The organism is Nostoc sp. (genome assembly GCF_036918245.1).
Classification (GTDB): domain Bacteria; phylum Cyanobacteriota; class Cyanobacteriia; order Cyanobacteriales; family Nostocaceae; genus Nostoc.
This window is the reverse complement of record NZ_JBALEF010000070.1, coordinates 1-21,427: the sequence shown is the minus strand read 5'-3', so window position 1 is coordinate 21,427 and position 21,427 is coordinate 1. Positions and strand designations below refer to the sequence as shown.

Genomic DNA, 21,427 nt, shown 5'->3' with positions numbered 1-21,427 from the left:
GCGTAAGTTTTACCCCTCCCTAACCCTCCCCTTGGAAAGGGGAGGGAACTAGATTTTCTGGTTTCCCCCCTTTCCAAGGGGGGATTAAGGGGGGTAATTCGACTTGTGTGTACAACCAGAGAGGTTATTTTCCCTACTCCCCATTCCTTAAATACTGTGCGATCGCATTTACCAGTGGGAATCATAACAAACAGATTTACCACAATAAACATCCAATGGCATACCAAAACATTACCGCTTCCCTTTCCCCAGCAGATATCCGAGAAATTAAAGCAGCCTTTGCGACTATCCAAGCAAAGATGCCTTTTCTCGTGACTCTGAGTGCAGAAGAACGACGCAACTTATTTAAGATGGGCGATAAAAGACTAGCTTTTGTCAACAATAGCCTGATTGCTGCCCAATCTAACCGAGATATTTTACCAGCCAGTTTTGATTTAGATGAATTTGTGCGGGATTATCAACTAGCTGCTAACCTCACTGAAGTTTTGATTGGACTGCGACAACTGACAGAACAGGTAGATGATACCCTAATGGCAGTCGGTAGCGAAGCAATGGGTAGCAGTTTGACAGTTTATGATTACGTGAAGACTGCTGCTAAGAAAACTCCAGGGTTAAAAACTATTGCTGAACAATTAGGCGAACGGTTTAAAGCTATAAAAAGTAAACCTGCAAAAGCTGCATCTAATTCATAGCCTGTAAACATTGCCAGACCTCATGTAGAGACGCGATTTATCGCGTCTAATAAACTGGCACGTTAGAGAGACGCGATAAATCGCCGTCCGGAGAGAGAATGTACTCGTCAATTATTCCTTGACAGACTACTATTTTCGACTTGTGTGTACGCTATAGCTCTGACTCGGAGAGGGACAGGCTTGAAGTAAAGTTCAAGGCAGCGAGAGGTTTATCAAATTTACGTTAAATGAGTCTTTGATACTCGTAAATGAACCTCAAAGCATCGTCGATGAACCTCAAAGCTTCGCCAATGAACTTCAAAGCATCGCCGATGAACCTCAGAGCATCGTCGATGAACCTCAAAGCATCGGCGATGAACCTCAAAGCATCGTCGATGAACCTCAGAGCATCGTTAATGAGTCTTTAATACTCGTCCACGAGTATTAAAGACTCTCAATCAGGAATAACGAAGCTGATTCGCTGCAATCAGTCATAGTTAACCTCAAGGGTTGGCAGTGGTTTTTCAATGCCAGAATCACCATCATCGCTCACATTGCCTTTTGGCTTGCCCTGATCTTCGCCTACCCCAAATTTCCCCAAGTCCAAGCTATCTTCTTCTGGAACCCTTGGGTACGCCGGATTCTCGGCGTCGGCTATGTCGGCTTTCTCCTCACCTGGTTTCCCCCCTTCCGGCGCAAATTATTTGAACCATTCAAACCTTCCCTATTAGCCGATGCTGGCTTAGATAATTTTTATGACCAATCATACTTCCCAGCATCTAAAGTCAAAGTTCCCGTCTCAGGAGACATCTTGCCAATTACCGCAGCATTACCCAGGATTCAAGGACAAATTATCTTAGAAGGAGATTCCGGCTTAGGCAAGTCGATGTTTCTCCGTCATCTGTTGAAAAACTCCCAACGCATAGTCGTTTATCTACCCGCCCAGAAATGTTATAAAGGCGTAATTGAAGCCATCCAAGACAAGCTACACGGCCAAGCCCAAGATGCCGACTTCCTAAAAAACCTGATTTACAGTGGTGCAATTGACATCTGCATCGACGGACTCAACGAAGTTACCGCCGAAACACGAGCAAAAATCTGCCAGTTTGTCGAAAGCTATTTCCGGGGCAACATTATAATGACTACCCAGCCCTTAGAGTGGACACCACCCTCAACAGCCAAGATATATAAATTGCAGCCCCTTGAGCAACAACAAATTCAAGAGTTTTTGATTTCCCGTCAGCTGCGACTACCCCAAGATGCCAAAATTCAAGGTGCTGATTACGCCAAAGCCTGCACCGATTATTTATCAGAAGTCTTCCAACAACAAGCCAAAGAAGAGTTAGATGCTATCCGCCGAATTCTTTCCAATCCAATGGATCTAACAGTGGTAGCGCTGATGTTATCACAAGGCAAACACCCTAACTTGTTTCACCTGCAACAACAGCAATACAATTTAATGGCGGCAGAATACCTCAAAGAATGGAATCAAGAATTTCCCTTAAAGAAATTCTCAGCCGCCGTCTACCAAATGCGACTCGAAGACAAACAAGCCTTACCCGCAGATGAATTTTACCAAGTTGCTATGTCTTTGGAAGACGAGAAATACAAGATGGTAGTCAGCCGTCAGTGGCAAGATGAAAAAGGCGAAGCCCAGAAAGAGTGGTATTTCCGCCACGATAAAATCATGGATTTCTTCTTAGTGCAAAACTTTCTCGGCGAAACTGATACCGCCGAAGGACTATTAGTTGATAGAATGGGCGATCCGCGTTTTCGTGGTGTTTATTTCTTGCTAGCAACCTTACTTGAGATAGATGCAGCCAAAAAACTGCGGGAAGAATTGATTCAATACGCCGCCGACACCAAAGACAATACGGTGAGTAATACTTTCGTGCAGTTGTTGCGGACTAGATAATGTGCTTCGTTGGCTAGAAACTAAGCCCTACATGAGCTTCGGGAGATTAGCCGTCAGGTTCTAAACCATGTAAAGATAAAAAAGTGAAAATATTCCCGGTAACTGTCTCTATCGGCAAAACGGAATATGTGGCAACAAATGACTTACAGCTATTTTCAGGTAAATAGACCACGCGGTAGGGGCGCAAGGCCTTGCGCCCCTATGACAGGTGTGGTTCAAATACATGAAAACTGCTGTAAATCAAGATTCTACAGATGCCATACAACAGGTGTGTGACATTTGTTGTCAGATTGAGGAATTTCACAGATAATATCAAGTCTGGATAATTAGTTATGATTCCCACAGTCATTGGCTACGGCAAAACTTGTGTGTACACCGTAGCCAAGTAAAAAGATAAATTTAGAGAGAGGTTTCAAATATCTTTAACAGGGCATCAAAGCATCAAATCTCCCTAATACTGCCATATCTTCTTCATCTAACTCTGTCGGAACCCCACTGCGAATTAGTTCCGAAAAGTCTTCATTGGGAACCATAACAGTCAACGTGTACAAGCGAGTAGAACCAGTATTTTTAATCAAATGAGTACCAGTGGGAGGCACCAATAAACTATCTCCAGCTTTGATCGTGGTAGTCTTGCCGTCACACATAGCGATCGCTTCTCCTTTGAGGACAAAAAACATTTCCACCGCCCACTGATGGCGATTTGGCGGTGTTTGTCCACCAACATCAAAAATTTCTACGCAGCAAGTCAAGGAAGTATTAGCATTTGTCGAATCGAAGATAATTGCTAATCGATTAGAGTCGTTAGGACTGATGCGATATACTTGGTAATCTTTGGGAGATTTGATAACGGGAATTACACAACGAGTACCGTACATTTATTTATCCCCTCTAAAGTTATTGATGGATATGAAAATTCCTGAAATCTGAGTTCTGAATATTGAGTTGTTAGTTGTATCTCTAAATCACAAAATCACTAATTATTTTTAACTCCTCACTCCTCACCATTTTGCAGCGCTGTTAAAATTCCTTGCGAGTCAGTGACAAAACCGAAGCATTGTTTGACATTATACAATGTCGCCAGCCAACAATATTCAGGAGAAGTGGTAGCAGTGCAATCTTTAACCAACACGCAGTCATATCCTAAGAAATTGGCATCACATAAGGTAGTTAGCACACATTGATCGGCATTAACACCAGCAAAAAATAATGTTGTCTTTCCCAGATTCCGCAAGATACTATCTAAAGGTGTATCCCAAAACCCACTCATGCGGTATTTATCCACACGAATATCTTCGGGAATTTGTTCTAGCTCGTCTATTACTGCCGCGGCCCAACTACCTGCCATGAGTACTCTAGCACCATTGCTTGGCAGTGGATCGCCCAATCCTACACCTCCCCCTGTGGGGTTATAGACATGACGCGAACCAGCACTAGTATTGAGCAAGTCGGGACGATTCCCCCAATTTACCCAAATCACTGGAACACCAACCTCACGCAATTCTGGAAGTAAGTTGTTCAAAGGTTCAATAGGCTGACGCGCTGGAGTTACGTCTACACCGATATGCGCTAACCAGCCATCAGGGTGACAGAAGTCGTTTTGCATATCAATGACGAGGATAGCAGCTTTTGCCAAGTCTAGGTGCAGGGTTTTAGTTTCTGTTGATAAAATAACGGGTTGTGGGGTCTTTTGAAGACGAGTGATATCTGCGATCGCATCATTCACTGTCCACGCATTTGGTGCAACTCCCAATGTCCGTAATGGTAAATTCATAAAATTGCAATACCCAACACCATTTTCTATTTTGTAACTTGAAATTCAAGTCAAAATACAATTACTTAATCAAGGTTAAATATGGTAAATTTCACTATCCAGAATGTTTTGATTGCCGTCAGTGATGATTATCCAACAGTAGATGTACAGATTGTAGATGGAGCGACGCCAAATAGCCTGTTGTAGACATCGCAGCCATTTCCCCCAATCTACAAGTAATTGGCACTGCCATAGATGGCAACCTGGACATAATATGAATAGACCATTTCAGACAATTTTTACTGAACACCGCGTATTTTGGGCTGTTTTACTCTTTGGGACAGCACTGGTGGTAACACTAGCACTGTCGCTTTCTCAAGGAGCAGTACCTTTAAATATGTCGGAATTTTGGCAAGCCATTCTCCACAAAGGCGATCCGGTTAAACAGACAATTCTCTGGGATTTACGTCTCCCACGCATTACTGCTGCAATAATTGTCGGCGCAGCTTTGGGAATGTCAGGAGCACTGCTGCAAGGAATGTTACGTAATAGTCTTGCCGATCCATTTATTTTGGGCATTTCAGCGGGTGCAGGACTACTTGTAATTCTGATGATTGTCTGCCAAATATTCCCGATCGCAATTCCTTTAGCAGCATGGATGGGAGCAATTTTAACTGCCGCGATCGTTATTTTACTGGGTCGTTCGGGGTCGGGAATTTCTGTTGAGCGGTTGATTTTAGGCGGAGTGGCGGTGAGTTCTTTATTTGGTGCTGTACAAAGTACATTGCTGCTTTTAGCTGAAGATGGGCAAATTCAAATTGCGCTCAGTTTCCTAGTTGGTAGTCTTAATGGACGGGGTTGGCAAGAAATTGCTACGACTGGCCCTTATATCATCGTTGCATTGATCGGGGGATGCTTGCTGGGGCGATCGCTAAACATACTGGCTTTGGGAGATGATTTAGCTGTGAGTTTAGGGCTTTCGTTGACGCGATCGCGCTTGTTAATTGGTGGTGTCGCCACTCTATTAGCCGCAGGTGCAGTCAGCATCAGTGGCTTGGTTGGATTTGTTGGTCTTGTTGTTCCTCACGGTGTCCGCCTGATTGTTGGTACAGATCATCGCTTTGTTTTACCACTTTCCGCCCTTGCAGGTGCATGGTTACTCACTTTTGCAGATTTACTCTCTAGACTAGGAGCAGTAGAACTACCAGTAGGTTCTGTCACTGCCTTGCTGGGTTCACCCCTGTTTATCTGGTTACTTTATCGTCGTTCTGCTGGGTTTAATAAATTTTGAGCTATCAGACCACTATCCATCCTTACTGTATAGAGGGATCGGGTTTTTTGCGAATTCTGATAAACTGAGACTAAAGCCTTCTTCAACTATTTGAGCCACAATTCTTTATAGGGAAACACAGCTGTATAACCCCCTCCTGCCCCCTCAAGGAGGTTAATTGATGTTATGTGTTGAGGAATTAATCAACTTAGACCCATTTCAACAACTTCCTAAAGAGCGATTGCAGTGGGTTTGCGATCGCACTCAAACAGTTGAACTTTCTGCCACAGAGGTGTTGTCCCATGAGGGAGACCCTGTATGTCGCTTATTTATCTTAGTCAAAGGAAAAATCAACATCACCCGCCGCAGTGAAGGAGTGGAAATTCCCATCGGGCAACACGAAGCCCCATCCTTTTTTGGTGAAATTCCAGTACTCACAGATGAACCTGCACCTGTGACAATGCGGGCATTCACAAATTGCCACCTCTATGAAATGAAGGGAGAAGACTTCCGTAAACTGCTGCATGAATGTCGTGATTTTGAGCGGATGGTCTTCCGAATTATGCAACGTCGTGTCCGGGGGCTAGAGTCTTTCATTCGTGGCCGGGAAAAGATGGCAGCTTTAGGGACACTTGCCGCCGGTCTAGCTCATGAACTCAACAACCCAGCCGCAGCCCTGGTTCGGACTTTAAAAGAAATGCCAGCCGCCATCCTAGAGTTACAACGAATGAACTTAGTTTATGGGCAACGCAATGTTGAGGAAGCCCATACTCAACACTGGTTGAGAGTACGCGATCTAGGCTATGATGCGATTTTGAATAATCGCCTAGATCCGGTGACACTAAGCGATCGCGAAGCCATATTGCTGGAATGGTTAGAAGACTATGGTGTAAACCAAGCATGGAAATTAGCAGAACCTTTAGCCGAAGGTGGTGTTGAGGTTGAAACCCTAGAGCAACTCATGGAACGTTGGCGCAACGACAACACGGAATTGCGAGAAATGGGATTGCACTGGCTAGCGCTTTCCTTTGAAGTCATGTCGATGATTAAACATGGTTTGCGAGGATCTGAAAGGATTTCCGAACTTGTGCAAGCGATGAAGTCTTATTCTTACCTCGATCAAGGCACTCAGCAAGAAGTAAATATACATCAAGGTTTAGAAGATACCTTGCGCTTGTTTGCTCATAAACTCAAATGCGGTGTGCAAGTGCAACGCAATTACGATCAGCATATTCCGAAAATTCTTGCCTATGGCAGTGAACTCAATCAAGTGTGGACGAACTTAATTGACAACGCCATTGATGCAATGGATGGTAAAGGACTGCTAGAAATTACAACACACCATTGCGATCGCTATGCCCATATTGACATCATCGATTCTGGCAGTGGAATTCCACCTGAAATTAAAACCCGCATTTTTGAACCTTTTTTCACCACCAAATCAGTGGGGCATGGTTCAGGACTCGGTTTAGAAACCGTTCGCCGGATTGTAGAAAATCGCCATCACGGTACACTTTCATTTGAGTCGCAGCCAGGCAAAACTTGTTTCACTATTTGCTTGCCCTTATTGAATCAATAAGCGATGGGATTAGAGATGAAAAAAATGGGAACCAATGGTTCCCAAAATATAGCAGCAAGTGAATATTTCTGTTAGACTTCTAGTTTCTTATACCCAACATTTTCAGGGCTTTGTTGGATTTCACTCCATTCAACCCAACCTACAAATTTTCTTAACCGAGTAGTATTGGGATTACTCCTAATCAATTAATATCTGATAGTTTTGGTGTTTTGGGCTGTTGTTCGGAGTTAATGAATTCAGTTTTTGTTGGTCTTCCATTATTAGGAGGTTGTTTTTTTGTTTTGGATTGTGAGTTATTATTCTCGCTCATGTTAATTTATCTCCTTAATAGCTTTAGTTATTTGGCTGTTTTCAGATTTCTTGCTTGGAGTTGGTCAAGCAAAAAGTTCAGTGAATGCAGTCAGTTTGTGTTCCGATGATTATGACTTCAAGCGATGTCATTGCAATTCCGTAATCCTGTAGAAAATTTTGCTCCATTCTACGTTGAATACTATTGTAAAAGAGATAAATAGGGGAAAAAACTCCTTACTTTCTACCTCTTTTACCTTAGTTTTCTATTCAAACTATTTTTGCAGCCAGACCGATATTGAACCACCTGGACATGGGAAATTTCCCCATCCGTCGTTATTGGTGTGAATGATATCGTTTATATGTCCCGTGGCATCGTAAAATTCCTGATTAGGTCGGAACATATTCATCCACTTGTTCCCTGGTGCGCTATTGGTCAGCACTACAGCCATTGCACCCGGATGTTCCCTATTACCCAAGCGCGTCCAACCGATAGTATTGGGATGGTCAAAATAATCATGCTGGTCGCCAAAACCGTATTCTCTACGCGCCTTCAAGAACTTGTCAATCAAGAAACGGTGAGAGTAAAGGGTATTATCACATCCTTTATCTTGATATTGTGCCCCATAATAATCTGCATAGAAAACGCAAGGATAGCCTTCTCGGCGCAGTAAGATTAATGCATAGGCTAAGGGCTTAAACCAAGGTTCAACAGGCGACTCTAGGGATTGACAAGGTTGGGTATCATGGTTTTCGACAAAGGTAACAGCTAGGGCAGGTTGTTCTTTAACTAGGGTTCTATCAAAAATCGATCGCAGATCGAAACTACTACCCTGGCGACTAGCTTGGTGAAACTTGAAATGTAGAGGCACATCAAATAACGACAAACGCCCATCACTAGAGGCAATATAACCGTGTAAGGCATCGATATCTTGAGACCAGTACTCGCCAACGCTAAACAGTTCCCGTCCACCAAAATGAACTCGCAGGTGATTTAACCAATCACGGAAAAAAGTGGAGCGGATATGTTTAACAGCGTCAATGCGAAAGCCATCTACACCTGTGGTGTCAACAAACCAACGCCCCCAATACATTAACTCACCGTGGACGAGGTCATTACCTGTATCCAGGTCGTTGGCCATTAAATAATCGTAGTTGGCGTGTTCGTGGCTAACTTCCGTCTCAAAATGTTTATCTTTAAGGCGGTAGAGCTTGTCTACATTTTGGGTATCTGCGTTATATGATAATGAATCAAAGCACCACCAATACCATTTCATACTAGAGTACTTATCTCCACGACCAGAAAAATTGAACTTTGTATAAGCTGCAATTTCGTACCAATGGCTGACTGCACGGTTGCGGTCATTCCAATCCATTTCTTGGGCAAAGATGCGTTCTATTTCATCCCCACCATCTTTGTGGTTGAAGACCACATCGGCATAGATTTGAATACCTACACGCTGTGCCGTTTTAATCGCCCTTAAGTATTGCTCGCGTGTTCCATATTTTGTCCGAACAGTATTTTTTTGATCGAACTCACCCAAATCAAACAAATCGTAGACTGCGTATCCAACATCCCATGTTCCACCACTGCCCTTATAAGCTGGCGGCAGCCATAAGGCAGTGAAGCCTGCATCAGCTAGCTCATTGGCTGTTTTATCCAGCTTGTCCCATAACGTACCATCATTGGAGATGTACCAATGGTAATACTGCATTATTACGCCGTTGGTCATGCGATCGCCTTTGTAGAATCTTTGATTTTACAGATTTCTGTCAGAAATCTCTGATGCTAGGATATGTTACTTTTGTCACACATCCTCACTTCACCCGATTTTATTTAGGTTTCAATGACGACTTCACAAAGAACAATTACGAATTACTGGGACGGGATAATTGCTGATTTGCATTGATAAGGTTAGTGGTTTCCCGATTTATGATGTTTCTTAACTACAACTAATACAACTTCACCAAACTTCACGTCAACTTTGTCACAAATGAGTATCTGGAGTTGAGCGACTGAGTAATTACTTAACCCGGATTATTGAGCCGATACTAACAAACACTGTTATATTCCCTAATGCTAGACGGGAATGGTTCATGTTGTATAAGTTACAGTTACCAAAACTGAAACGGTTATCAAATCCCAAGCTGCTCAAGACTATTCTGGGTAAATAGTCAAATGTGACAGAAAAAATTTAGTGTAAGGATTTAGTCATGTCTTACCCGATTCCATCCAAAATGTGGCAGCGAGTCAGTATTGTAATATTGTTTTTATTGATACCCTCGGTAGGAATTGCCGTTTTACGTCAGTCTGCTACAGTTGCAGTTCCAGCCAATCAGACTCCTGCCAGTTCTACTCCAAAAACTTCCATTCTACCCAATCACCCTGACTACCAAGCACTCCAGGCATTGGTACAACAGTATAGTTGTGTCGTCCCCGTCCAAAACTTTGGCACTCTTCCTGTAACCCGGACTGAGTTTGCCACAGTCTTGAATGCCTGCGTGAATCGCAGCAATGAGCTAATAGCCACCGATCCCAAGAGCGTTACCCCAGCAGATATAAAAATTCTGCAACGCTTGCAGTCAGAATTTGCACCAGAGTTAGCAACCTTAAAAAGTCCGATAGATGAATTGGAAGCTCGTAGTCCCATCACTTCGACTACCAGAGAACGGACTCAAACTGAGTCTACCCGAAAGACTCAACCTTTACCCACAGCCCTACCCCTTAGTATTCCGTCTGGCTCATCTGTGCAGGATCGAGTTGTTAACCGTGCAAATATGCCTAAACTCCAAACTCGTGGCAGTATTGGAAGGGTTGCCCCGGAACCACAAACAGATAACAGATTCAATACAGAAAACTACAACCGGATTGAAGATAATCCTTTTCATCGCGTTAGTAATGACCCTCTTTCCACCTTTTCCATTGATGTAGATACAGCATCTTACAGCAACGTGCGACAGTTTATTACTCAAGGGGAATTACCACCCAAGGATGCAGTGCGAATTGAGGAATTGATCAATTATTTTACCTACAATTATCCCCAACCAAAAGGCGAACGCCCTTTTTCCGTCACCACTGAAGTTGCTGCTGCTCCCTGGAATCCTCAACACAAGCTGGTACAGGTGGGTTTGCAAGGTAAACGCCTAGAAAGCAAAACCTTACCACCTAGCAACCTAGTATTTCTGATTGATGTCTCCGGTTCTATGGATGACCCAAACAAATTACCCTTGGTGCAACAGTCACTCAAATTGCTGGTGAACAAACTGCGTCCTGAAGACCGGGTAAGTTTGGTAGTCTATGCTGGGAATGCTGGATTGGTTTTACCTGCTACTCCTGGTAGTCAAAAATCAACAATTCTAGCGGCGATTGACCGCTTAGAGGCTGGAGGCTCGACTGCTGGCGGACAGGGTATTGAATTAGCTTACAAGATAGCCAAACAAAGCTTCCTCAAGTCTGGTAATAACAGAGTAATTTTAGCTACCGATGGAGATTTTAATGTCGGGGTTTCCAGTGATGGCGACCTGACGCGATTAATTGAACAAAAGCGAGATCAGGGAATTTTTCTGACGGTATTGGGATTTGGTACCGGCAATTATAAGGATGGAAAAATGGAGCAACTGGCTGATAAGGGTAACGGCAACTACGCTTACATCGATACCCTATTGGAAGCCAAAAAGGTTTTAGTTAACGATCTCAGGGGAACTCTGTTTACTATTGCCAAGGATGTGAAAATTCAGGTGGAGTTTAATCCGGCGAAAGTTCAGGCATATCGCTTGATTGGTTACGAAAACCGCCTGCTGCAAAACCAGGATTTCAATGACGACAAGAAAGATGCAGGGGATATTGGGGCTGGTCATTCTGTGACAGCGCTTTATGAAATAATTCCCACTGGCACAAAAAGCGATGTGAAATTACCAGAGATAGACCCTTTAAGGTATCAGCGTTCTGGTGAAACTGTCTCGGATGCTGCTGGTAATGAGTTGATGCAGGTGAAACTGCGCTATAAGTTGCCCCAGGACAGTACCAGTCAACTAATTACCCAAACCATCCAAGATGATGATTTGAGAACCGACCAGATACCCTCCACAAACCTGAGATTTGCTGCTGCGGTAGCTACCTTTGGGATGGTGCTGCGTGACTCTGAGTATAAGGGGGATGCTAGTTATGATTTGGTGATGAAATTGGCAACCCAAGGAAAGGGGGAAGACCAGGAGGGCTATCGGGGTGAGTTTATTCGCCTAGTGGAGCAATCTAGAGGGTTGATTACAAGAAAATGATTTAGATTGCTTTTACAGCATTTTTCAATTATTGAGACCACAACTGAGACGAGGAGTAGGGAGTGGTGTAGTTCAATTACTTGAAAACCGCTGTAATATCTTGGAGATATTCACAATCCGCATCAAAAGAGCGATCGCTCTCCACTGTATTAGATATCTGCAATCAATATAGCAATTTAATTTCAGAAGAGAGCATTGCATATTTGCGGGATGTTTTTTCATCACTGCTAGTCAAAAAACTTATTCCCTACTCTCCAAGACGAGAAAGAAGAAATGTTTAACTGAACTGTATTGTGCCATGTAAGGTTTTTATTTGTTTCTATTTTCTCCCCTTTCTTCCTACTGGTATACACATCGGTGTACCGGAAACCGGGTCTGGGATAATCCGACATTCCAATCCAAACACCTCCCTTACCATCTTCTCAGTGATCACCAAATTAGGTTCGCCAACAGCAAAAATTTGACCTTCTTTCACCGCTATTAAATAATCAGCATAACGACAGGCGTGATTCAAATCATGTAACACCATGACAATCGTTCGTTGCTGGTTTTGGTTCAAATCATACAATAAATCTAAAACTTCTATTTGGTGCGCCAAATCTAAAAAAGTAGTTGGTTCATCTAACAATAAAATATCCGTATTTTGAGCTAATGCCATTGCAATCCAAGCACGTTGTCGCTGTCCACCAGAAAGAGTATCTAACTCGCGTTCTGCCAAGTATTTAATCCCAGTAATTTCTAATGCAAGTTCTACTAATTTTTCATCTTCTTTTGTCCACTGCTGCAACCAGTTTTGATAAGGAAACCTTCCATAAGCTACCAAATCTCGAACGGTTAATCCTTCTGGTGCAACGGGGCCTTGAGTAAGAATTCCTAATTTTTTAGCAACATCTTTTGTTGATAGCTTAAAGACATCTGTTGTATCTAAATAAATTGTGCCAACACGAGGTTTTAATAATCTTGCTAAACCCCGTAATAAAGTGGATTTACCACAGCCATTTGCACCAACTAAAGCAGTTATTTTTCCTGGTGGTATATCTAAATCTAAATGCTTAATAATGTTTATATTATCATAACCCAAAGTCAAATTCTTCGCTGACATTTGGTAATGTAGATTATCGTTCAATAATGACATTGACATAATTAAATTTAAGAGAATATTTTGATGATTTTGTAAGTATGTAGTATCATGTCCGTTTGATTACTTAATTAAACCCAAAGAACCCCACCCCGCTAAAGCAGCGCTTTGTCTCCCCTTCCCGCAAGTAGATAGGGATTAAGGGGAGCCAGCGCGGTAACAGGGGAAACCCCATGAGCAACTGGCGTGTAGGGTGCAATAACTATGGGAATCATAACTAATTACCGGGACATGATATATCACACTATTCGCTTTTATTAATGCTACACCTAAAAAAGAATTTTTCTCTACTTACTTAGTATGAAATATACTGAGTTAGGTCTTACTTTTTTGATTGTTAATTAATAAATAAAATATGGGGCACCAATCACAGCAGTAACAATTCCGGAATTTCGATAGGAGCAAAAATAATTCTACCGATAAAATCAGAGAAAACCAAAATCATTGCTCCTATCATTCCTGCTACTGGAATCAAACCTTGATGATTTCCACCTACTAATTGACGGGCAATATGGGGAGCAATTAATCCCACAAATCCAATTGAACCCGCAGCAGCTACTGCTGCACCAGAAAGTGCTGCACTAATTAATAGTAATAAAGCGATTTTAACCGAGTGCGATGGCGTAACCGCCCAGCGTAGCTGATCGCAAGCGCTTAGTGGACGCAACAATAAGGCTTTGAGGGAATTACTGGAGCTAAATTATCAGTTAGCAAGGGAAAGATAGAAAAAATAAAAGTTTCTTTTTCCCAGATAAACTCAAGTATTAACAGATAAAAACCATGAGCAATTAAGTCGCAATCTGACAAGTCCACATACCGCCATTATTACCTGATTATAGCGATAACGAGATCAACAAAATTTCTCACTCGCTACTCAGAATATTTTCAATTGACATATCATGTGTTCAACACCAATTCTCCGTGAAAATAGTTGTTTATTTTGTTCCTTTTGTAGTTGTAAAATATCTGACTTTTTTGGTTTTTTATGTGGCGTAGTAATTGTATTATCCCCAATATCAGCTTTGTCACCAATAAATTTTTATTCAACATTGAATTTATGCCGTGTTTCTCGAAATCAACCTATATCGCTTGTTTTACATAATTTTCCAACATATACATCAACAATATCTTCTCCCTTCGGCAGCACAATAAACTGATTTTTTAGAGTGTGCATTTTTTTGTTTACCGAATAGTATAGTTTCTGATTATTATAGTCTATAAGTCTCTCTATAGCTGGTTCTGCGCTATCTACAATTAATTCGTATTCACCAAGCATTCGACGCAAATCTTGATATTTTTGGCTAATTGACTTGATTGAGGTAACACAAAAATGAATAGTTAGTGCAATTCAGGGAATAACTTTTAGTAGAAGATGACCAAATCCCTCATAACTACCGCACAGTAGTTTGAGGGATTTATGATCTGTTCTTTTCCAAAAGGTAAAAAAGAGCTGTTCTTTCTAGCTAATTGCTTTCTTTTTCTTCAGCCATATTCCCAATAAACCAGCAGTAACAACTATTCCTCCAATAGTTGATGGCTCAGGCACAGGTTTTACACTCACATTATCCAAGTATAAGAATCCATATTTATCCCAATCCCCAAACTTTAACTCTGTGGATAATGCATCTGCCGTAAAATTGAACTTATATTGCGTGTATGGTTGAAAAGAAATGTCTTTTTGATCAAAAAGCTTATTTCCACCTACAAATGTCTGAAATTGATTATCAAGGTCAGGGGCCTCATCTATAGATGCTAAATAGTAACTAAGTTCGTATTGCTGACCAGGTTGTGTAGAAAGCGTCTGTGATATGTAGCTGAGGTCTATAAATCCACTAAGTGATAAGCCCTGGTTACCACTATTATGCTGAGGAAAATTGCTGATTCTTATCCCTGATATATCCATCGGATCGCCAGCCTTAGTCCAGTCTGTAATATTCGGATTTGTAACGTTGGGATTGTTAGGATCTACAAGGGGATCGAGTTCAAAGCTTCCGTTTTTAACAAGTTCTGCCGCTTGTACTGCTGCATTAGAAGTATTAGTAATTACAGCAGTGCTAATTAAGGTAGTAGTAAAACTAAAAACAATAATTGAGAGTTTTTTAGTGAAGTTCATAAAACTTGACTCCAAATAATTCCAAATTACGGCAATTTAAACAAGGTGATAGTTACATTGTATGCTGGCTCTAATTGGTGTCAAGAAAAATCAACACTTTATCCAAGTTGATAAAAGTTAGTTATTCACCATAGCTCATCTCTCGATAAAACGATGATGGAGTTTTTTAATCAGATGAATTTAAGTGGCATTCTCAAGACTATAGAGCCAGATATCGCTTGGAATTTTAAGAGAGTGAGGGTTAGCTGGCGCTCTGTGGCTTATTCACTCCCAGGAGCGTCACTCACATACAGAGTTTTGCCCTAGTTGATCTATAGATTTGAAACTCACATCATCCAAATATAAAAATGCATACTTGGCTCTGGAAGCAAACCTGATCTCGGTGGATGTTTCTTTGGCTTGAAAATAAAACGTGTATTGTGTGTAGGGTTGGTAAGAAGTATTTTTTTTCGTACAAACAGGCTTTTCACGTATAAAAGCCTGAAATTGATTATCTAGGTCAGGCGCTTCCTCTGTGGATCCTAAATAGAAAGTAAGTCGGTAGTATTGATTAACGACTGTAGGGACATTCTGTGATATGTAGCTCAAGGCGGAAAATCCACCAAGCGATAAACCTTGGTTCCCAGTGTTAGCAAAATTGTCAATCCTAGTACCTGATGTATCCATCGGATCGCCATTTTTAATCCATCCTGTAATATTAGGATTTGCAGCATTGGGATTATTCGGATCTACAAGAGAATCGTTTTCAAATCCCCCGTTGATAATTCGTTCTGATCCATCTGCTTGTGCTGCTGACTTATAAGTATTGGTAATCACAGCAGTATTAAGGAGAGCAGTAGTCAAACTACAAAAAATAATTGAGAGTTTTTTAGTGAACTTCACAAGACATAACTCCAAATAGTTCAAAATTCACGACAGCTAGTACTTGATTGATTTTCTTTGTGGTGATTAAGGCAAGATAAACCCGTAAGTATTTTTGAAGATATTCTGGGCAGTAGCACCACTTAAGTAGGTAGAAAAACTTTGTGCTGTCGATAAAACTGTAGTTCTGGTGAGTATACCCAGTGGATAGACAATCGGATCGCTCTCTGTTGTTAGAGCAGTTTCTACGACTCTTACCTTGGTAGAAGTTGCAGCATCAGTTTTGTAAACGGCACCTGCATCAATAGTTTTACTTACGCCTCCAACTACAAGAGTTTTATTTTCAACAGCAGTTAAGACGTTACGAACATTGCTAGCAAGGTATGTTTTAGGACTAACAGTAGTGAAAATACCTCGGCTAGTCAGAACTTGTTTGGCATAATTTCCTGCTGGTACAACTGGCGGAGTACCTGTGTAATCACCTATAGCAATACCAGTAATGTTGGCGTTGGTTAAACCATTGAAGCTAGTCAGAGCTGCACTACCAGCACTAACAGGAGCTGTCGTCGGAGCTATCAAAACTAGACGGTTTCTGACAACGTTTTTACGGCTACCTGCTACTATTTTGCTTGGGCTTGAATTCTGCAAGACATCCAGTTGATCGGTGGCAGCAGAAATGAAAATATCTGCTGGAGCTCCTGCTTGTATTTGACTAAGTAAAGTACCAGAAGCACCAAACGTATAAACAACGTTGACGCTTGGGTTAGCACTTTGGTACTGAGTCTTGATGTCATTCAGCGCGTTTGTTAAGCTGACAGCCGCATACACATTAAGTGTAGTTGCAGAGTTGGCTGGCGAGAAATTGACAAACTGAGAGCCTATTACCAGCATCATGCTGGTAACTGCCGTAGCAATCCAAGCGATAAGTCTTCTTCTGTTCATGAAAGTCATAGTTTGGGGAAAATATTACCTAAAAGTCTCTTTGTTGACATACCTGACTTACGCACAGGCAACAGAAATACCAACCACACAGAAGGTAGAGGATATAGATAAATGGGAGTTAGAGAAGGTTTTGGCGTAAATCTTACGCATCATAAATTCTGGAAATAAACGGCCCAGGCAATCACAATTGCTAAAAGCATTGGTGTAATGGCCCGTTTGTTATTTCCAAGTGGAATTACACAAACAGCGAGTGAAATGTATTTAGTGATGCAATAATATCAGTTAAATATGATTCTTACCAACTTTTTTGGTCAATAAATCCTGACAAAAAGCTAATCCAAGTATATTTAAATTCTCTAAAAACCTTGATTTGTCTATCTAGAATGGATTATGCTATAAAATTTTCCGATCGCTCCTAAATATCTAAAGCTTTATTTATACCAACTAAATACTTTTAATCATCTATTTAACTAATTTTGTTGGTATTTTCAGTACTGCTTTGACAATTTTTGGATGCGATCGCCTCTAGCACTGCGTAAAAAAAATCGTGAGCGCATCCAGCAGTGCTAATAACTCATCCGCCTAGACGATGTACATATAATTCTTTATTTGTATAAAAATATATACAAATTTTTATGATACCAATAAAAAAAAATATTTAACATACGCCTAATGATAGATAGATTTTATTAAACGAATAGTTTAGATTTGTAACAAGTTACACAGAATTAGGTAAAACACATGGCCAACATAATTGACACTGCCACTAACAATGGTTCTTTCAAGACACTAGTTGCAGCAATCCAAGCGGCTGGTCTGGTAGATACACTGAAAGGTACTGGGCCATTCACCGTCTTCGCACCCACTGACGAAGCGTTTAACAAGCTTCCAGCAGGTACAGTAGACGCATTACTGAAAGATCCTGCAAAACTCAAGAAAATCTTGACCTATCATGTTGTCTCAGGCAAAGTACTGGCTGCTGATGTAGTTAAGCTGAAGACAGCTAAAACAGTTGAAGGTTCAGATGTAAAAATTGACGCTTCTAATGGCGTTAAGATTAATGATGCAACAGTTGCAACAGCAGATGTTGCTGCTGATAACGGTGTCATCCATGTCATTGACACAGTTTTGATTCCTGCATAACCAAACGTCAGAATAGCGAATGCTATTTCTGGGGTGCGACTACCTATAGTCGTTTCTTCATTACAGTCTGGTTGAATGTTTTTTAGTAAACATCAACTACCAATAAATCCATCTAGACAGAATCTAGATGGATTTATTGTTTTATGCGTGTAGAAACGTTGCAATTGCTAGTTTCTCTTAATTAGCTGTAATCAAATTTTTAGTTTTGCTAAACCCAAATAACGGATACCTTCGGGGGAAATGTCAAAACGGCAAGGTAAAACTTCTAAACCGAGAGCGATCGCATCCCTTAATAATTTACCATATACAGGATCTGTGCGATCGCCAGGAGAGAACTCGATACAATCACCCCGATTGATAAAGTAAAGCATCACCGCACGAGTCAAAGGTAGCAGCGCCATTAGTTCTCGCAAGTGCTTTTGCCCTCTTGTAGTCTCCGTGTCAGGAAATAGGGCTAATCTCCCCTCAGACAAAGTTGTATTTTTCACTTCTAAATAAATCGGGCGTTCCTCATCACTCCCCGTCAAGAAAAAATCCACTCGACTTTTTTTATCTAGCCCATAAACCACTTCGCCCTTGATTTGGCTGTAGTTGCCCAATTCCGGGAAAAGGTGTTTCGCCAAAGCTAGCTTTACCAACCGATTGGGCAAAAAAGTATTTATGCCTACCCAAGTCGGCTCATTGTCATGTACCTGAATTAGTTCTAAGGTATAAGCCAATTTGCGGTTAAGATTATCGCTTTTGGAAACCTGTACCGCACTTAGAGGTGTCGATACTCCAGTCATTGGCCCTGTATTGGGACAGTGTGCTATCACTATTTCGCCAGAAGTAAGTTGAACGTCAGCAAAAAACCGCTTGTAACGCTTGAGTAAAATACCGGGATACAAAGGTGGGTAACGGTAAAGCCAATCTATCATTATGGAACCTTGTTGCTGTTTGTAAATATACGTCGATTCTTTGCCCACCAAACCCATATCTGCAAATCTTTTCAGCAGCTACTCCGCCCTGCAACAGAATTTGAGTAACTTTATATATCATGGATTGTCAATTTTTGTAGTTAAATTGACAACATAGTAATAAAAAGTAGCATATACTAAGTATTGTAAGCCTCCCATAAAAATCTGGGAGAATTTCAACGTGCAAGGAGGTAAATCCTATGCAAGAAGTGTGGACATCAACGGAATTAGAATATGCTTTTCTCTTTACTCTAAGAAAAGTAACTTCAATCAATCCAGAAGGTTTCAAGCCATTTTTTAGTAATATGCCTATTGACCCTTATATCAAAGGCAATTATCGTTCCAGAAGATTATCTCGGTTCACAGTTTCTGGAAATCAGTTAATCAAATTACCTCATGGCTACCTCTTTCAAAGTAAAGATTACAATCCATTAGTGGGTGACATAAAAAGAGAGTTTGCAGAATTAGAAGATGCACTCATAGAACTTGATATTTTTAAGAATCTTGTCTTAGCATTTAGTGATTCTTGTAAACTTCATCCTGAAGCTGAAATCGGAGTTCATCAAATTCGAACTATTTGTTCGGCAGATAATTTGGGTAATCCAGCACCTGAAGGTATCCATCAAGATGGTACTGATTTTATTAGTATATTTTCAGTAGATAGAGATAATATTCAAGGTGGAGAAACACATCTATATACTGGTAAAAAAGAAAAGCCTGTGTTTAGCAAAGTTCTAAATCCGGGAGAACTCTTATTGGTTAATGACCATGATTTTTTCCACTTTACCACTCCTATCAAACCACAGATTGATGCTCAGGGAAGTAGAGATGTTTTTGTGCTAACTTCTCCCAGCTTGCTTTCAGAATAATTTTAGTCAACTGTAAATATTTTACAATCTACGAGATATGGGGAATTGAATGTAGTCATTTCCCCAGCTTTTTTATTTGGAATTGGAAATAATCGTGCTGATAGTGGTTTATCTAACTTGATGGCTAAAGTTGCCATATCAATTAATAAAGCTGTAATTTTTTCTATTGTGATATCACCTGGAATCGGAACTGTATCCAGTCCACAGCCACAAACTGCTGAATATAATAATAAATTTGTAATATTATATGTTTGTTCATTAGCTCTGGTAGCTAGTCCAACATCTTCACAAACTGGAAGCATCAGTCCAGAATAACCACAGATTTTTACTGATACATTTTTCAATACGCGAGTCAGCATCCCAGAAATTGCGAGAGTTCCTGAATGCCCAAATTTGCCATTCATCAATTTTTCATAAGCAAAAGCAATACTATTTTCTTTATCTAAAGATGGAGCTAGAGATGTATCAATTCCTCTATATATAACAGCAAATTTATCGGAGATTTTTTCAGCAATAACTGCGATTTTATTTAATTCTAATTCTAAAAGTAATTGCAGGTTTTGCTCTGCTGTAGGAATATTGTTAGCTTGTGAAAATGCTTGCATTACCAAATCACCTAACTCTAAACCTATAGCAAAAGATGTATTGCCTGTATGGTATGCCGTAGGAAAAAATGGGATATCTGGCTGGCAGTTTGCCCATGCACAAAAATGAAAGTTACCATAGCCATTTTCACTTTCTTGAGAAATGCGTTTAATAGCTTTGGCAGATTCCTTAGCATTCTCAAAAATTATACCGTTTTCCCTGTCACCAATTTTGCTAGAGCAATAAATAATTGATGTATTTTTATTGATATCTGGAATTATATCTATAGTTTCAGATTTGCTGGCATAACCAATATTGAAAAAGCTGATATTCAAACTTTGGCAAAGTTGTTCTAAAGCTTGAATTTCATTGATAATTTCGATTTTAGACAAGCCTTGTAGATATTCTTCCCAACTATTAGTAGCAATTCTAGTTGTTTGGACTTTATATCCTTGTTTTTCAAACCAAATCTGCACCTGCTGATTAAACTCAGCAGCTCGCTTAATTTTTTCCTGATATTTTAGAGATTGAATTGATATACCTGTTGTAATAGTTCTAATTTTCATTGGTATAAATAATTAGTGAGATTTTAATTAAACTTCACTCTATAATCTGGAAGTGTACAATATTCTATTGGATAAATTCCATTTATAACAACTTATACCAATTTAATATGAAGCTGCATAGAAAAGAGCTTCTAAAATAAAGTTCTACGAGGAGATAGACATTACCTGCTCAAATGTTAATTGCTCGAACAACTGTTGTATGCGAGTGCGTAAGTCTTGCAAACCAGAAAAAAGTTCATTTTTGAGAGATTTTTTGAGAAACTGCTGTCATCCTTTCAATTGGATTAAGTTCAGGGGAATGAGGTGGCTTTGTTGCAGGGGAATAATATTTTTAGGCCAATTAATTGCACCACTGATATGAGCAGGAGCTTGGTCTATAGGAATCATATTTGATTTCTGAAAAAAGCTACGAGATAATATGGAGGAATATAGGCGTCAAACAAGGAACAATGATAAACCAGTATCAGCAAACTGCGATCGCAGAACTACAAGAATTGATA

17 protein-coding genes and 2 pseudogenes are annotated in these 21,427 nt (G+C 40.5%); 9 read left to right on the top strand and 10 right to left on the bottom strand.

Annotated elements, in window-relative coordinates; translation table 11 throughout:
* The first annotated feature begins 215 nt into the window (after positions 1 to 215).
* From V7L12_RS18850 to V7L12_RS18840, 3 genes and pseudogenes are all read left to right on the top strand, one after another.
* Entirely contained in the window at positions 216 to 692 is a 477-nt protein-coding gene (locus V7L12_RS18850; protein ID WP_335086776.1) for a hypothetical protein, read from the top strand.
* Between the two features lie 235 nt (positions 693 to 927).
* A complete protein-coding gene (locus V7L12_RS18845; protein WP_335086490.1) occupies positions 928 to 1,119 on the top strand; it encodes a hypothetical protein in 192 nt (63 codons plus the stop codon).
* Between the two features lie 18 nt (positions 1,120 to 1,137).
* Positions 1,138 to 2,586 (top strand): annotated as a pseudogene (locus V7L12_RS18840) (NACHT domain-containing protein); the annotation flags it as partial.
* A 422-nt stretch (positions 2,587 to 3,008) separates the two neighbouring features.
* On the opposite strand, the gene V7L12_RS18835 reads toward V7L12_RS18840, so the two are convergent.
* Positions 3,009 to 3,464 carry a cupin domain-containing protein gene (locus tag V7L12_RS18835; RefSeq protein WP_335086488.1) on the bottom strand — a complete coding sequence of 152 codons (456 nt, stop codon included), beginning with the start codon at positions 3,462 to 3,464 and terminating at the stop codon, positions 3,009 to 3,011.
* A 116-nt stretch (positions 3,465 to 3,580) separates the two neighbouring features.
* A complete protein-coding gene (locus tag V7L12_RS18830; RefSeq protein ID WP_335086486.1) occupies positions 3,581 to 4,360 on the bottom strand; it encodes a cysteine hydrolase family protein in 780 nt (259 codons plus the stop codon).
* Between the two features lie 253 nt (positions 4,361 to 4,613).
* Between V7L12_RS18830 and V7L12_RS18825 the strand changes: the two genes are divergently transcribed.
* Complete coding sequence (locus V7L12_RS18825; RefSeq protein ID WP_335086484.1) at positions 4,614 to 5,630, top strand: FecCD family ABC transporter permease; 1,017 nt, start codon at positions 4,614 to 4,616, stop codon at positions 5,628 to 5,630.
* A 160-nt stretch (positions 5,631 to 5,790) separates the two neighbouring features.
* Entirely contained in the window at positions 5,791 to 7,188 is a 1,398-nt protein-coding gene (locus V7L12_RS18820) for an ATP-binding protein (protein WP_335086482.1), read from the top strand.
* A 563-nt stretch (positions 7,189 to 7,751) separates the two neighbouring features.
* On the opposite strand, the gene V7L12_RS18815 is transcribed toward V7L12_RS18820, so the two are convergent.
* The gene (locus V7L12_RS18815) at positions 7,752 to 9,209 is read right to left on the bottom strand and encodes an alpha-amylase (RefSeq protein WP_335086480.1); all 1,458 of its coding nucleotides are present in this window, start codon (positions 9,207 to 9,209) and stop codon (positions 7,752 to 7,754) included.
* Positions 9,210 to 9,690: 481 nt separating this feature from the next.
* Between V7L12_RS18815 and V7L12_RS18810 the strand changes: the two genes are divergently transcribed.
* Positions 9,691 to 11,754, top strand: a complete 2,064-nt coding sequence (locus tag V7L12_RS18810; protein ID WP_335086478.1) for a YfbK domain-containing protein — start codon at positions 9,691 to 9,693, stop codon at positions 11,752 to 11,754.
* A 319-nt stretch (positions 11,755 to 12,073) separates the two neighbouring features.
* On the opposite strand, the gene V7L12_RS18805 is transcribed toward V7L12_RS18810, so the two are convergent.
* The 5 genes and pseudogenes from V7L12_RS18805 to modA form a co-directional block, all read right to left on the bottom strand.
* On the bottom strand, positions 12,074 to 12,889 hold the full coding sequence (locus V7L12_RS18805; protein WP_335086477.1) for an ABC transporter ATP-binding protein: 816 nt from the start codon (positions 12,887 to 12,889) through the stop codon (positions 12,074 to 12,076).
* A gap of 344 nt (positions 12,890 to 13,233) precedes the next feature.
* A pseudogene (locus V7L12_RS18800) lies at positions 13,234 to 13,490 on the bottom strand (iron chelate uptake ABC transporter family permease subunit); the annotation flags it as partial.
* A gap of 861 nt (positions 13,491 to 14,351) precedes the next feature.
* Complete coding sequence (locus V7L12_RS18795; protein ID WP_335086475.1) at positions 14,352 to 15,005, bottom strand: DUF642 domain-containing protein; 654 nt, start codon at positions 15,003 to 15,005, stop codon at positions 14,352 to 14,354.
* 279 nt (positions 15,006 to 15,284) lie between these two features.
* Entirely contained in the window at positions 15,285 to 15,887 is a 603-nt protein-coding gene (locus V7L12_RS18790) for a DUF642 domain-containing protein (RefSeq protein ID WP_334824302.1), read from the bottom strand.
* A gap of 66 nt (positions 15,888 to 15,953) precedes the next feature.
* Positions 15,954 to 16,760, bottom strand: a complete 807-nt coding sequence (gene modA / locus V7L12_RS18785; RefSeq protein WP_335086474.1) for a molybdate ABC transporter substrate-binding protein — start codon at positions 16,758 to 16,760, stop codon at positions 15,954 to 15,956.
* A 46-nt stretch (positions 16,761 to 16,806) separates the two neighbouring features.
* Between modA and V7L12_RS18780 the strand changes: the two genes are divergently transcribed.
* Both V7L12_RS18780 and V7L12_RS18775 read left to right on the top strand, forming a co-directional pair.
* Positions 16,807 to 16,947, top strand: a complete 141-nt coding sequence (locus V7L12_RS18780) for a hypothetical protein (RefSeq protein ID WP_334824306.1) — start codon at positions 16,807 to 16,809, stop codon at positions 16,945 to 16,947.
* Positions 16,948 to 17,549: 602 nt separating this feature from the next.
* Positions 17,550 to 17,951, top strand: a complete 402-nt coding sequence (locus tag V7L12_RS18775) for a fasciclin domain-containing protein (RefSeq protein ID WP_335086473.1) — start codon at positions 17,550 to 17,552, stop codon at positions 17,949 to 17,951.
* Between the two features lie 191 nt (positions 17,952 to 18,142).
* On the opposite strand, the gene sfsA is transcribed toward V7L12_RS18775, so the two are convergent.
* Positions 18,143 to 18,868 (bottom strand): DNA/RNA nuclease SfsA, encoded by a 726-nt coding sequence (sfsA, locus tag V7L12_RS18770; RefSeq protein WP_334824360.1) that lies wholly within the window; start codon positions 18,866 to 18,868, stop codon positions 18,143 to 18,145.
* A 239-nt stretch (positions 18,869 to 19,107) separates the two neighbouring features.
* On the opposite strand from sfsA, the gene V7L12_RS18765 reads away from it, so the two are divergent.
* Positions 19,108 to 19,776 (top strand): 2OG-Fe dioxygenase family protein, encoded by a 669-nt coding sequence (locus tag V7L12_RS18765; RefSeq protein ID WP_334824309.1) that lies wholly within the window; start codon positions 19,108 to 19,110, stop codon positions 19,774 to 19,776.
* A gap of 2 nt (positions 19,777 to 19,778) precedes the next feature.
* Here the strand turns inward: V7L12_RS18765 and V7L12_RS18760 are convergent, their stop codons facing one another.
* Entirely contained in the window at positions 19,779 to 20,927 is a 1,149-nt protein-coding gene (locus V7L12_RS18760) for a DUF711 family protein (RefSeq protein ID WP_335086471.1), read from the bottom strand.
* Between the last annotated feature and the right edge of the window lie 500 nt (positions 20,928 to 21,427).

Bases quoted from the DNA above. Each gene is read 5' to 3' on its own strand.
- V7L12_RS18850 (WP_335086776.1), top strand. From the start codon at position 216: ATGGCATACCAAAACATTACCGCTTCCCTTTCCCCAGCAGATATCCGA.
- V7L12_RS18835 (WP_335086488.1), bottom strand. From the start codon at position 3,464: ATGTACGGTACTCGTTGTGTAATTCCCGTTATCAAATCTCCCAAAGAT.
- V7L12_RS18830 (WP_335086486.1), bottom strand. From the start codon at position 4,360: ATGAATTTACCATTACGGACATTGGGAGTTGCACCAAATGCGTGGACA.
- V7L12_RS18825 (WP_335086484.1), top strand. From the start codon at position 4,614: ATGAATAGACCATTTCAGACAATTTTTACTGAACACCGCGTATTTTGG.
- V7L12_RS18820 (WP_335086482.1), top strand. From the start codon at position 5,791: ATGTTATGTGTTGAGGAATTAATCAACTTAGACCCATTTCAACAACTT.
- V7L12_RS18815 (WP_335086480.1), bottom strand. From the start codon at position 9,209: ATGACCAACGGCGTAATAATGCAGTATTACCATTGGTACATCTCCAAT.
- V7L12_RS18810 (WP_335086478.1), top strand. From the start codon at position 9,691: ATGTCTTACCCGATTCCATCCAAAATGTGGCAGCGAGTCAGTATTGTA.
- V7L12_RS18805 (WP_335086477.1), bottom strand. From the start codon at position 12,889: ATGTCATTATTGAACGATAATCTACATTACCAAATGTCAGCGAAGAAT.
- V7L12_RS18795 (WP_335086475.1), bottom strand. From the start codon at position 15,005: ATGAACTTCACTAAAAAACTCTCAATTATTGTTTTTAGTTTTACTACT.
- modA (WP_335086474.1), bottom strand. From the start codon at position 16,760: ATGATGCTGGTAATAGGCTCTCAGTTTGTCAATTTCTCGCCAGCCAAC.
- V7L12_RS18780 (WP_334824306.1), top strand. From the start codon at position 16,807: ATGAAAGTCATAGTTTGGGGAAAATATTACCTAAAAGTCTCTTTGTTG.
- V7L12_RS18775 (WP_335086473.1), top strand. From the start codon at position 17,550: ATGGCCAACATAATTGACACTGCCACTAACAATGGTTCTTTCAAGACA.
- sfsA (WP_334824360.1), bottom strand. From the start codon at position 18,868: ATGATAGATTGGCTTTACCGTTACCCACCTTTGTATCCCGGTATTTTA.
- V7L12_RS18765 (WP_334824309.1), top strand. From the start codon at position 19,108: ATGCAAGAAGTGTGGACATCAACGGAATTAGAATATGCTTTTCTCTTT.
- V7L12_RS18760 (WP_335086471.1), bottom strand. From the start codon at position 20,927: ATGAAAATTAGAACTATTACAACAGGTATATCAATTCAATCTCTAAAA.